This window comes from Azonexus sp. (assembly GCF_041909095.1).
Classification (GTDB): Bacteria; Pseudomonadota; Gammaproteobacteria; order Burkholderiales; family Rhodocyclaceae; genus Azonexus.
Map to the genome: position 1 here is coordinate 763022 of NZ_JAYREB010000001.1, position 11916 is coordinate 774937.

Here is an 11916-nt window from a genome sequence, read left to right on the forward strand (position 1 = left end):
TGTTGCGGCGCAGTATGGGACCGGCGATTTTACGTCAGGCGGCTGGAAAATCACAGACTTAAGCAGCCCCCAGGCAGCCGCCACACCGGCTTGCAACTTGCCGTCGGCCCGCTTCTCCAGTAATTTTCCGGAAATGAATCGAAAAACCGCTGGCAACAGCAGCCCGCTCGACGACGAGGAAATGCTCCTCGTCCTCCAGCATTCGCTGACCAAGAAACGTGTCCTGCTCATCGACCGCCACCCGCCGGCACGCGATGCCCTGCGCCTGATGCTCGGCGCGCTCGGCGTCACCGCCGTGCATGGCGCCGGCAATTCGGCCGAAGTGATCCGCCAGGTCAAGGCCAACCGCTTCGACATCATCCTTTCCGATTTCGTCCTCGACGATGGCCGCGACGGCCAGCAACTGCTCGAGGAACTGCGCCACGCCCACCTGATCCCGTTGTCTACGGTGTACATGATCATCACCAGCGAACGCGCCTACACCAACGTCGTCGCCCTCGCCGAGCTGGCCCCCGACGATTACCTGATCAAGCCTTTCACCGCCGAGCAACTACAGGGTCGCCTGGTTCGTGCCATCTACAAGAAACATGTGCTGCGCAAGATTTACGAGCACATCGAAGCCAGCGAACTGCTGGAGGCGATCGCCGCCTGCGACCGCGTGATCCAGCAGCAACCGCTGTACATGTACGACGCGCTGCGTTTCAAGGGCGAACTGCTGCACCAGCTGGGGCGCACCCAGGAGGCCGAGGCGGTCTATCGGCGCGTTCTCGAAGGCCGCGTCGTGCCCTGGGCGAAGATGGGCCTGGCCGGCGCGCTGCGCGACCGCAACGCCCTCGACGAAGCGAAGCAGCTCGCCGAGCAGGTCCTGCTCGAAGCCCCGGAGTTTCTCTCCGCCTACGACTTCCTGGCCTCAGTCCACGAAGCCCAGGGGCGCCTGCACGAAGCACAGCAGATTCTGCAGCGGGCCGCCGACGCCTCGCCGCACAACACCGTTCGGCAGCGCCTGGTGGGCGATGTCGCCGCCCGCAACAAGGACTTCCTGGTCGCCGAGAAGGCCTACGGCAAGGTCATGGAGCGCAGCCGCGGATCGACGCTGCGCAGCGTGGACGATTTCGCCAACCTGTCGCGCGTCCTCGTCGAACGTGGCGACGTCGAAGCCTCACGGCGCATCGTCGGCGAAATGAAGCGCGAACTGCGCGGCGACAAGCAGGCAGCACTCGCCGCCCTGGTTGTCGAAAGCCTCTGCCTCGAACGTGAGGGAGCACCGGCCAAGGCCACGCAACTGATCGATCAGGCGCTGGAGATGCAGCAGGAACTGGCTGCCGAAGCCGCCGAGAAGGGCCGCCCGGTCTCCCAGCGCCTCGCCATCGATCTCGCCCACGCCTGCATCGCCACCGGCAAGCAGACTGAGGCTGAACGCATCATGCGCCAGGTCGCCGCCGAGAACAACGACGACGACCACCTGCTTGGCCACATCCACAACGTGTTCGAAAAGACCGGCCAGGCCGAGGCCGGCAAGGCGCTGCTCGCCGAAGTCAGCAAGGAGATCATCCGCCTCAACAACGAGGGCGTGATGGGCGCCCGCGCCGGCAATTTCGAAGAATCGGTCAGATTGCTGATGCAGGCCGCCGACCAGATGCCCAACCTGCAGTTCCTGGTCAACGCGGCGAAGGCGATCTACACCCTGCTCGACAAGCGCGGCTGGAACGACGAACTGGCGCAACGCGCCGGTGAATATCTGGCGCGCGCCCAGCAGAAGGACCGCAAGAGTCCGAAAGTGGCGTCGGCCAAGCAGATGCAACTGGCGGTGGCCAAAAAATACGGTGTCGGGCCCGACACCTGAGGCATCCCGGGCCGGAATCGGCGTGATAAAGTCGCCCTCTTTCCCACCACGGACCCTGCCATGTTCTCTGGAATCGTCGCGGCCGTCGGCCGCATCACCCAACTCACACCGCGCGAAGTCGGCTACCGCCTGACCGTAGACGCCGGCAAACTCGACATCAGCGACCTCGCCATCGGCGATTCGATGGCGCACAACGGCGTCTGCCTCACCGTCGTCGGCAAGGAAGGCAACAGTTTCATGGTCGATGTCTCGCCGGAAACCCTGTCCTGCACCGTCGGCCTCGACGCCCCCGGCCCGGTCAACCTGGAAAAGGCGCTGCGCCTGGCCGACGTCATCGGCGGCCACCTGGTCTCCGGCCACGTCGACGGCGTCGGCGAAGTGCTGCGCTTTGACGCGGTCGGCGACAACCGCCTGCTCGAAATCCGCGCGCCACGGGAGATCGCCAAGTACATCGCGCGCAAGGGATCGGTCGCCGTCGACGGCACCAGCCTGACCACCAACGAGGTCAAGGGCACCGACTTCACGATCAACCTGATCCCGCACACGCTGGAAAACACCACGCTCAACCGCCTGCAACCGGGCAGCAAGGTCAATCTCGAGGTGGACCTGATCGCCCGCTACTGCGAGCGCCTGCTCAGCGCCGACCGCGAGGGCTGAACCCGGTGCGCGGTGCCGCAAGTCTGCTGGCGGCCGTCCTGCTCGCCGGCTGCGCCGGCAGCGGAACGTTCAGCGGAAGTGCCACCGTCGCCCAGCTCGAACAGCGTCTCGGCGCCCCCGCCATGCGCTGGACCGCGGCGGACGGCAGCGAAACCCTGGCCTACCCGGAAGGGCCGCCGGGCTATCGAACCTGGTTCGTGCGCAGCGATGCCGACGGCCGCGTCATCGCCCGCGACAACGTGCTGGTCGCCGCGCAGTTCGCGAAAATCCGGCCGCAGATGAGCGAAGAGGAAGTCCTCCGCCTGCTCGGCCCGCCGGTCCCACAGTGGACCACCTACTTCGAAGCGCGCGACGAACTGGTCTGGGAGTGGCGCTATTGCGACGACTGGAACGAACCCGCCCGCTTCGACGTCATGTTCGACGGCCGTACCCGGCGCGTCCGCTCGACTTATGCCGCCTCCGAGGATCTGCGCGGCCTCAACGGGTTCGGCGATTTCCGCGGCTGGTGCAGCCACTGAAACGATTTTCGCAGCGCCCTTGAAAAAGCCAGGGGCCGCCCCCATAATCCAGAGCATGGTTGTAATTCCGGCAATCTGGAGGCGTTCTGGACAGGGGTTCGATTCCCCTCACCTCCACCCAAGGACATTCGAGGAGTGTCCTTGCGATGGGGGTGTACTGGTTTCGACAGGGCGGACAAAGGTGCGCAGGCAACTCGAAAGGCGACGGACGTAATCCGCGCAAATCCATAATTGCCAACGATGAGCAATTCGCTATTGCCGCCTAAAAACGGATAGCCGGGGCTGCTGAAGCCTTGTTACCAAAGACAGCCGGCGGGGACTTCGGTCCCCGTCGTCACGTTTACGGCCGGCGATTCAGCCGGCGTAATGGAAGCTGCGCGTCGCGTGCACGCCGACGACGCGCGCCGGGTTGAGGACGCCGCTACGCTCCAGTTGCTTGATCACCCGCGACACCGTCTCGAAGCGCAGGTCGGTGATGTCGGCGATCGCCTGCCGCGTCGGCAGCACCACCTGCCCGTCGCCTTCGACCAGAAGTCGGACCAGCGCCAGGATGCGATCGACCGCCTGGCCGCCGCGCAGCGCCACCACCTCGGCCGCCCGCTGCTGGACACGGGCCAGCGTGGCAAGCAGGGAATCGCCAGCCAGCCCGGCCTCGCCCTCCGGCCAGGGAATCAGCTCGCAATCGGTCAGGGCGCTCGCCGAGAAGGTATAAACACCGAACAGCAGGGTCTCGCAACCGACGATGTCGTTGGCAATGGCCAGACTGGCAAAACGCTCGCCGCCCGGCTGCGGAGTGTCGAGACGGAGCACGCCGCGACGCAGGCGCCAGGCCTGCCCTTCGTCGCCAGCACGGTAGAGGCTGGCGCCGCAGTCGAGACGCCGCGGCCCGGTAACGGTTGGCGTCTGGCGATTGATCCTGAACAAACCCATCTTCCACTCCTCCACAAACGACAAGACCCCGGTCGGAATCGACCGGGGTCATTTCAGGCAATGACTACTTTAGAACTTGATGTTGATGCCGGCATACAAAGAGCGTCCCATGCCGGGCACCGGCGTTCCCCACAGGGAAACGACGCCCATCGGTACATTGTTGGCGGTCGCCATCATGGTCGTCCCCTGACCGAGGTAAGCACCGCCCAGTGGCATCTCGTAATGGCGATCGAAAAGGTTCTCGACCCCGAAATCGAGGCGCACCTGCTTCCAGCTGTGGCTCAAGCGCAGATTGACCAGCCCGTAGCCGGCCGTCTTCATTTCGTTGCGCGCATCCGACACCTTGCGCTTGCCCGCCACGCCGAGCACTTCCAGCGCATTATCCCAAGCGCCGAGCTTGTGGGTCAGCGTCAGCTTCGCATTGAGCGGCATGATGTTGTAGAGGTCATCGCCGCTGTCGCGGTTCTTGCCGCGCGTGTAGCTGAGCATCCCCTGCACGCCGAGTTCGCCGGCGGCGGTTTTGGCCAGCGGCATTTTGCCGGAAACATCAAGACCATAGAGGCGGGCTGAGGCATTGCTGTAACGCAGCACCGTGAACTGATCGCGCAACGGGACAGCACGCGGCAAGTTGGCAGCACCATCCCACTGGATGGCGTCGATGTAGTCACTGACATGGGTGTAATGCGGCGTCAGCTTGAACTCACGCTGCCGCGTCGCGTCGTGCCAGTCGAAGGTAGCGGACAGGGTATAGGCCTTTTCCGGATCGAGGTCCGGGTTGCCGACATAGCCGTTGCCATCACCGACGAAGTTGTTCATCAGCGCCGCCATCTGCCAGGTGGACCAGGGATAGGCTTCGTACAGGCTGGGCGAACGGGTCTTGCGGGCGAGGCCGAATTCGATGTCCAGCCCGGTGTTGGCGGCGTAGCGGGCGAGGGCGGTGAAATCCCAGTTGTTGTCGTGACGCGAACGGTCGCTGGCGTTGAAGCGCGTGGCATCAGCGTTGGTCATGGCAAAACTTCCCGGTGGCGCCGGGTCGACGTCGTAGCCACGCACATCACCGGCATCCATGCTGACGCGCTCGTAGCGCAGGCCGAGCAGGGTCGTCCATTGCGCATTCGGCCGGCTTTCCCATTCGGCAAACAAGGCCTGGCGATCGCGTTCGCCGTCGTTGATATTGACGAAGGTGCCCGGCCACATGCCGCTGCCGGAAGCCGGCCACCAGTCGTCGAGGCGGTATTTCTGCAGTTCGCCGCCGAGGCGCAGCAGATCCTTGCTACCCAACTTGACGTCGGCCTTCAGGCTGGCGCCGGTGGTCTTGCTTTCGGTATACATCGGCATGCCCTGGGCGCAGGTATTGCTCATCGCTCCGCAGGCCAGCGGATCGATCGCCGCGCCGCCGCCGGAAGCCATGCCGTACCACCAGCGCTTGTCGTCGCCGAAGTCCATGAAGTGATCGACGGTCTCGTGATAGACGCGGGCTTCCAGCTTGCCCCAGTCGTAGTCGCCGAGCCAGCGCAGGTTGATGCGCTTCTGCTCGTTGTCGAGCAGGTCCATGCGCTGGTTCGGGTAGAGCTGCTCCGGCATGTCCTGGTAGCCGAGCTTGGCTTCGAACAGGTGGTTGGCGTTGCGGAAGGCCAGACCGAGGGTATGGTTGCCGGTCTGGTAGGCGGTCGAGCCGACTTCGTCGCGGTCGAGGCGGTGGCCGGCACGGCCGGTGGCGGTGTAGTTCTTGAAATTGCCGCCGGCGCTGTAGTTATCGGCGGCACTGTAGGCGCCGGTATAGCTCAGGCTGAGGTTCTCGCTGGCGACCGTGGCGCTGGCGTTGATACCTTTGGCGTCGTTGTTGCTGCGGTAGAAGGCGCCGACTTCGCCCTTGACCAGGCGCTCACCGGGCGCAGCGAATTCCGGCGCCCGCGTCTCGGCGACGATGCTGCCGCCGATGCTGTCGCCGCCGACGCTGACCGGGCTGATCCCGGCATAGACGGTGAGCGCGCCGACCTGGCTCGGATCGAGATAGGAGAGCGCCGGGTTCATGTGGTTGGGGCAGGCGGCGATGAAGTCCATGCCGTCAACCTTGATGCGCAGGCGGTCGTCGGCCAGGCCGTGGATCGCCGGCAGGCTGGAGACGGCACCGGCGCCGTAGAAGCTGACGCCGGGAACATCCTGCAGCAGCGAGGCGGCATCGCTGTTGCGGGCGCCGCGCTGGCGCAATTCAGCCGCATCGAGCTGGGTAGTGCTGCCGGCACTCTTGTCGCGCTCGGCGCTGACAGTGATTTCCCCGAGGGTCTGCGCCGTTGCCGGCGTGCTCAGGACGAAGGAAGAAAAGGCTAAGCCGATGGCCGCTGCCAGCGGCCGGACAAAAAAGGACATGGAACCCCCGATTTTTATTTTGATTGACGACAAGGGGGCGATTGTCGGCAAGGAAGCTGTCCACGGGAATGTGACAAATCGTCGCAGCCCTGCGGCAGCGAGCATCACGCCACCGCTTCAGGCGTTGAGCTTTTCCAGCGCCTCGCGCAGACGGGCCGGCTCGTCCAGGCGCAGCATCTTGCGCACATTGGGCGCCAGTTCGGCGAGTTCCGATTTGAGGACGCGGCTCTTGACCTTGAGGATCTGCGACGGATGCATCGAGAAGATGCGCAGCCCCATGCCGAGCAGCAGACGGGTCAGCTTGGGGTCGCCGGCCATTTCGCCGCATACCGAGACCGGCACGCCGGCCTTCTCGGCGCTGGAGATGGTGTGCGCCAGCAGCATCAGCACCGCCGGGTGCAGCGGGTCGTAGAGCGCGGCAACCTGCTCGTCGGAACGGTCGATCGCCAGCGTGTACTGGATCAGGTCGTTGGTGCCGATCGACAGGAAGTCGAGGCGGCGCAGGAAGATGCCGACGGCCAGCGCGGCGGCCGGAATCTCGATCATGCCGCCAATCTGGATGTGCTCGTCGAAGGCGATCTTTTCGCCGCGCAGGCTGGACTTCGCTTGCTCGACGGCGGCCAGCGTCTGGTCGATCTCGTGCGCGTGCGCCAGCATCGGAATCAGCAGCTTGATCGGCCCGAAGCGCGAGGCGCGCAGGATGGCGCGCAACTGCGTCTGGAACATCTTCGGTTCGGCCAGCGACAGGCGGATCGCCCGCCGTCCGAGCGCCGGATTGGTCTTGACGCGGTCGCCGGCGGTGGCTTCCGGCTTGAGGTCCTTGTCGGCGCCGAGGTCGAAAGTGCGGATGGTCACCGGCCGGCCGGCCATGCCCTTGACCACCTTCTTGTAGGCTTCGAACTGCTCCTGCTCGTCGGGCATGTCGCCGCGGTTGAGGAAGAGGAATTCGGTACGGAACAGGCCGATGCCCTCGGCACCGTCGTCGAGCGCGTCGGGCACGTCGCCGGGCAGTTCGATGTTGGCGTGCAGGGCGATCTCGACGCCGTCGATGGTCTGCGTAGACGCACTGCGCAGTTGCCGCAGCTTGGTTCGCTCGAGTTCGATCTGCTCGGCGCGCAGCCGGTATTCGTCAAGTACGCGCGCATCGGGATTGACGATGACGACGCCGCGCAAGCCGTCGACGATCAGTTGCTCGCCGTCGCGGATCAGCGCGCGCGCGTTCTCCAGGCCGAGCACGGCGGGAATTGCCATGCTGCGGGCGAGGATCGCCGTGTGCGATGTGGCGCCGCCGACATCGGTGATGAAGGAAGCGAAGCGGTGGTCCTTGAAGGCGATGGTGTCGGCCGGCGACAGGTCGTGGGCGACGACGATCAGCGATTCTTCCTTGGTCTGCTTGCCGGCCTTCAGCGAAGCGCGCCCGGGATGGCCAAGCAGTTCCTTGATCACCCGCTCGACCACCTGGATGACGTCGAAACGGCGTTCGCGCAGGTAGGGATCGTCGAACTCCTCGAACTGCCCGACCAGATGCTCCATCTGCTGGACCAGCGCCCATTCGGCGTTGCAACGCCGCTCGCGGATGATCTCGCGCGGCTTGCCGACCAGTTCATTGTCCTCGAGGAACATCGTGTGGATGTCGATGAAGGCACCCAGTTCGGCCGGCGCGTGTTCGGCGTGCTCACGCATCTGCACCAGTTCCTGCTTGACCGCCGCGACGGCGGCGTCGAAACGGGCGATTTCCTTGTCCACCAGACGCGGCGCCAGCGTCAGGTGCGACACCTCCAGCGTCGCGTGCGACATCAGCATCGCACGACCGATGGCAATACCGGTGGAAACGCCAAGTCCGTGCAGGATGAAGCTCATCGCGCCTATTCTCCCTCGCCGAAATAGTCGGCGATCAGCGCCAGCAGGGCTTCCATCGCCTCGGCTTCGTCCTTGCCGTCGGTTTCGATGGTGACCGTCGAGCCCTTGCCGGCGGCCAGCATCATGACGCCCATGATGCTCTTGGCGTTGATGCGGCGGCTGCCCTTGCTCATCCAGACTTCACAGGCGAACTTGCCGGCGAGTTGGGTGAGTTTGGCGGAAGCCCGGGCGTGCAGGCCGAGCTTGTTGATGATCTGGGTTTCCCGGGTGAGCATGGTTCAGTGGTCGAGCAGGTTGAGGATGCCGTTGCGGCCGCCGTCGCGGGCGCGCACGAGCAGGGTTTCGAGGTCCTTGTCGCGGTGGGTCAGCGCCGACAGCAGCATCGGCAGGTTGACCCCGGCCAGACCGACGACGCGGCCGGGCTGCAGGAGTTTGAGGGCAAGATTGGCCGGCGTCGCGCCGAACAGATCGCTCAGCACCAGCGCGCCACGACCGCGATCGACCGTGGCCAGCAGCTCGCGCGCCGCCGGCAGCAGGTCGAGCGGATCGTCCTGCGGCGCAACGCCGAGCTGGGCCAGCAGCGGCGGCCGCTGGTTGAGGACGTTGCAGACGTCCTGCACCAGCGCTTCGCCGTAACAACCGTGGGTGATGAGGAGGATGCCAATCATGCGGGCCATTCTAACCCGCGAGCCCTATTTGTTGCGCCCCCGGCCAACGACGAAAACCCCGGCGACAACCAGCGCCGCGCCGGCCAGTTGCGCCGCCGAAACTGGCTCGGCAAGCAGCCACCAGCCGAAGCCGATGGTCAGGATCGGCCCGACCATGCCGTAAAGCGCGGCGCGCCCGGCGCCAAGGCGGTGGATCGCCCCGGCCAGCGCGAAGACCGGGATCACCGTCGCCAGCACCGCCATCGCCAGCGCCCAGCCATAGACCGGCAGCGGCTGGACGAGCGCGGACAGCGGCTGGGCGACGACGAAGTGGAGCAGGGTGACGCCGGTCGACATCAGCATCGCCAGCGCCGAGAAGCGCATCGCCCCGAGGCGCTGGATCATCGCCCCGCTGCCGGCCAGGTAGAGGGCATAGGCAACGCTCGACGCGAACACCAGGCCGCCGCCGATCAACACGCTGCGGGCGTCGGCGAAGGCCAGATCGTGGGCGAATGCGAAACCGATGCCGGCGTAGCAGAGGACGACGGCAAGCAGTTCGCGGCGGGTGAACGGACGCCCCTGGAAGAGGACGCCGATGAGCAGGGTCAGCGTCGGGTAGGTGAACAGGATCAGCCGCTCCAGGCCCGCCGAGATGTACTGCAACCCCCAGAAATCGAGGATGCTGGCGCCGTAGTAACCGAGTACGCCGAGCAGCAACAGGCGCCAGGCGTCGCCGGCACCGAGCGGCACACCGCCGTGGCGGCGCAACAGGCCGGCCCACAGGAAGACCGGCAGCGAGAAGCCCATGCGCAGCGCGAGCAGCGTGATCGCGTCGACGCCGTAAGGATAGGCGAGCTTGATGAAGATCGCCTTCAGCGAAAAGCCGAGCGCCCCGACCAGCGCCAGCAGGAGACCGAGGCGTTCGGCACTGCCCTTGCCGCTCATTGCGCGAGCCGCCGCAAATGCCAGGCGATGCCGATCACCGCCCCGCCGCAGAGCAGCGCCGCCGCCGTGACGCCCGGCCAGCCGGCGTGGCTCCAGGCCCAGCCGGTGGCGGTGCCGACGACACTGCCGCCGAGGTAGTAACTCGACAGATAGAGCGCCGAAACGAGACCGCGGCGCGGCCCGGCGCGGTGGCCGACCCAGGCGCTGGCGACCGAATGGACGGCAAAGAAACCGAAGGTGTACAGCGCCAGCGCGCCAATGATCAGCCACAGCGGCATCGCCAGCGTCAGCGCGATACCGGCGGTCATCAGCAGCGCCATCAGTAGCTGCATGCGCTGACGGCCGTGGCGGGCGACCTGGCGGCCGGCCCAGGCCGACGACCAGCTACCCACCGCGTAGAGCAGGAAGATGCTGCCGATCGCCGCCGGCCCCAGTTCGTACGGCGCCTGGCCGAGACGGAAGGGCAGGAAGTTGTAAAGCGCAACCAGCGTCCCCATGCTCAGGAAGGCGGTGCAAAACAGCCAGGGCAGGCCGGGATCGGCATAGATGCGGCGGACGTCGGCGAACAACTGGCGCGGCTGCAGGGAATGCGGCTGGAAATGCTCGGCCGGCGGCAGCAGGCGCCAGAAGGCGACGGCGACCAGAAGACCGAGCAGGCTGACGGCGAGCAGGCCGTCATGCCAGTTGCCGGCCCAGTCGCTGACGGCGGCGGCGAGCAGGCGGCCGGCCATGCCGCCGAGCGCGTTGGCACCGATGTAGAGACCCATCGCCCGCGTCCGTTCGGCGGCTGGCAGTTCTTCCCCGAGATGCGCCATCGCCGCCGCCGGCACGCCGGCGATGCAGATACCGAGCCCGGCGCGGGCCAGCACCAGCAGCCAGAAATCGGGCGCCCAGGCGGAGGCCAGCGAGAAGACGGCAGCGCCGGCAAGGCCGAGGCGCATCAGCCGTTCGCGCCCCCAGCGGTCGGCGATCAGGCTGAGCGGAATCAACAGCAAGGCCATCGCACCGGTGCCAGCAGTCACCGCCAGGCTGGCGTTGCCCGGCGTGACGCCGAAAGCGACCGTCAGTTGCGGCAGCAACGGCTGCGTGCCGTAGAGCAGCAGGAAGCAGGAAAATCCAGCCAGCGACAGGGCCAGCGTGATGCGGAACGAAAGAGGCGAAGACAAGGCGTTTCCCGACAAGGTTCAGGGGATCGATTGAACGCCGGGCCGACGCCTTCGGCAATTGGTATTATCGCAAGCGAGCCTTCGATGTGGACGAAACCTTGCATTACGACCTTCCCGACCTCCGGCTCGTCGCCGCGATCGCCGACTGTGGCGCCCTGAGCCGTGCCGCCGAGCGCGTGCACCTGGCGCCGTCGTCGGCCAGCCATCGTTTGAGCCAGCTTGAGGCGAGCCTTGGCGTGGCTCTCTTCGAACGCCACGCGCGCGGTCTGACGCCAACCGTCGCCGGCGAGTCGTTGTTGCGTCATGCCCGCCAGGTGTTCGCCCAGCTCGAACAGATGCACGCCGACCTCGCCCCCTACGCCAGTGGCCTGAACGCCCAGGTCACCGTGTTTGCCAACACCAACGCGATCAACTGCTTCCTGCCCGAGGACCTCGGCGATTTCCTGCGCGAGCACCCGCAGATTCGCGTCAGCCTCGAAGAGCAGCCGAGCCCGGCGATCGTCGGCGCCGTCGCCGCCGGCCAGGTCGATATCGGCGTGGTTGCCGCCGAGGGCGATTTCGGCGGCCTGGCAGTCACGCCCTACCGGCGCGACCGGCTGGTGCTGATCGTTCCCGCCAGCCATCCGCTGGCCGGCAAGCCCGAAATCGCCTTCGCCGACGTGCTCAGCGAGGCCTTCGTCTGCCTGCACGCCGGCAGCGCCATCCACACCTTCATGATGAATCACGCGGCGCGGCTTGGCGGGCGGCTAGACGTACGCATCCAGGTGCGCAGCTTCGCCGCCGTCTGCCGCATGGTCGGCGCCGGGGTCGGCATCGGCATGGTGCCGCGCTCGTCGGTCGCCGCCGACGAGCGCCTGCAGACGGTGGAAATCGCCGACGCCTGGGCACCGCGCGACCTCCACCTATGCATTCGCGAGCGCAGCGCGCTCAGTCCGGCGGCGCGCGCGCTGTTCGACCATCTGGCGGCGATGGGCGGCTGA

11 protein-coding genes and 1 other RNA gene are annotated in these 11916 nt (G+C 66.3%); 5 read left to right on the forward strand and 7 right to left on the reverse strand.

The features are described from left to right. The first annotated feature begins 133 nt into the window (after positions 1-133). From ACE3OV_RS03675 to ssrA, 4 genes are all read left to right on the forward strand, one after another. Positions 134-1843, forward strand: a complete 1710-nt coding sequence (locus ACE3OV_RS03675; RefSeq protein WP_374325134.1) for a response regulator — start codon at positions 134-136, stop codon at positions 1841-1843. 60 nt (positions 1844-1903) lie between these two features. Beyond that, on the forward strand, positions 1904-2500 hold the full coding sequence (locus ACE3OV_RS03680; RefSeq protein WP_374325136.1) for a riboflavin synthase: 597 nt from the start codon (positions 1904-1906) through the stop codon (positions 2498-2500). A gap of 5 nt (positions 2501-2505) precedes the next feature. Next, on the forward strand, positions 2506-3018 hold the full coding sequence (locus ACE3OV_RS03685) for a hypothetical protein (RefSeq protein WP_374325137.1): 513 nt from the start codon (positions 2506-2508) through the stop codon (positions 3016-3018). Positions 3019-3024: 6 nt separating this feature from the next. Beyond that, positions 3025-3355: a transfer-messenger RNA gene (gene ssrA, locus ACE3OV_RS03690) on the forward strand. Between the two features lie 17 nt (positions 3356-3372). Here ssrA and ACE3OV_RS03695 read toward each other — a convergent pair. The 7 genes from ACE3OV_RS03695 to ACE3OV_RS03725 form a co-directional block, all read right to left on the reverse strand. Beyond that, positions 3373-3948: a Crp/Fnr family transcriptional regulator gene (locus tag ACE3OV_RS03695; protein ID WP_374325139.1), complete on the reverse strand. Its 576-nt coding sequence runs from the start codon at positions 3946-3948 to the stop codon at positions 3373-3375. Positions 3949-4017: 69 nt separating this feature from the next. Continuing rightward, a complete protein-coding gene (locus ACE3OV_RS03700; protein WP_374325141.1) occupies positions 4018-6318 on the reverse strand; it encodes a TonB-dependent receptor in 2301 nt (766 codons plus the stop codon). Between the two features lie 117 nt (positions 6319-6435). Beyond that, entirely contained in the window at positions 6436-8178 is a 1743-nt protein-coding gene (gene ptsP, locus ACE3OV_RS03705; RefSeq protein WP_374325143.1) for a phosphoenolpyruvate--protein phosphotransferase, read from the reverse strand. 5 nt (positions 8179-8183) lie between these two features. Next, positions 8184-8453, reverse strand: coding sequence for an HPr family phosphocarrier protein (locus ACE3OV_RS03710; protein ID WP_121458751.1), 270 nt, complete (start codon positions 8451-8453; stop codon positions 8184-8186). A 3-nt stretch (positions 8454-8456) separates the two neighbouring features. Then, positions 8457-8846 (reverse strand): PTS sugar transporter subunit IIA, encoded by a 390-nt coding sequence (locus tag ACE3OV_RS03715; RefSeq protein WP_374325146.1) that lies wholly within the window; start codon positions 8844-8846, stop codon positions 8457-8459. 24 nt (positions 8847-8870) lie between these two features. Beyond that, on the reverse strand, positions 8871-9770 hold the full coding sequence (locus tag ACE3OV_RS03720) for a DMT family transporter (RefSeq protein ID WP_374325148.1): 900 nt from the start codon (positions 9768-9770) through the stop codon (positions 8871-8873). After that, on the reverse strand, positions 9767-10936 hold the full coding sequence (locus ACE3OV_RS03725; RefSeq protein ID WP_374325150.1) for an MFS transporter: 1170 nt from the start codon (positions 10934-10936) through the stop codon (positions 9767-9769). Before ACE3OV_RS03725 ends, ACE3OV_RS03720 begins: the two co-directional genes overlap by 4 nt. An 86-nt stretch (positions 10937-11022) precedes the next feature. On the opposite strand from ACE3OV_RS03725, the gene ACE3OV_RS03730 reads away from it, so the two are divergent. Then, on the forward strand, positions 11023-11916 hold the full coding sequence (locus ACE3OV_RS03730; RefSeq protein ID WP_374325152.1) for a LysR family transcriptional regulator: 894 nt from the start codon (positions 11023-11025) through the stop codon (positions 11914-11916).

Coding starts and splice junctions, on each gene's coding strand:
- ACE3OV_RS03675 (WP_374325134.1), top strand. CDS start 134: ATGAATCGAAAAACCGCTGGCAACAGCAGCCCGCTCGACGACGAGGAA.
- ACE3OV_RS03680 (WP_374325136.1), top strand. CDS start 1,904: ATGTTCTCTGGAATCGTCGCGGCCGTCGGCCGCATCACCCAACTCACA.
- ACE3OV_RS03695 (WP_374325139.1), bottom strand. CDS start 3,948: ATGGGTTTGTTCAGGATCAATCGCCAGACGCCAACCGTTACCGGGCCG.
- ACE3OV_RS03700 (WP_374325141.1), bottom strand. CDS start 6,318: ATGTCCTTTTTTGTCCGGCCGCTGGCAGCGGCCATCGGCTTAGCCTTT.
- ptsP (WP_374325143.1), bottom strand. CDS start 8,178: ATGAGCTTCATCCTGCACGGACTTGGCGTTTCCACCGGTATTGCCATC.
- ACE3OV_RS03710 (WP_121458751.1), bottom strand. CDS start 8,453: ATGCTCACCCGGGAAACCCAGATCATCAACAAGCTCGGCCTGCACGCC.
- ACE3OV_RS03715 (WP_374325146.1), bottom strand. CDS start 8,846: ATGATTGGCATCCTCCTCATCACCCACGGTTGTTACGGCGAAGCGCTG.
- ACE3OV_RS03720 (WP_374325148.1), bottom strand. CDS start 9,770: ATGAGCGGCAAGGGCAGTGCCGAACGCCTCGGTCTCCTGCTGGCGCTG.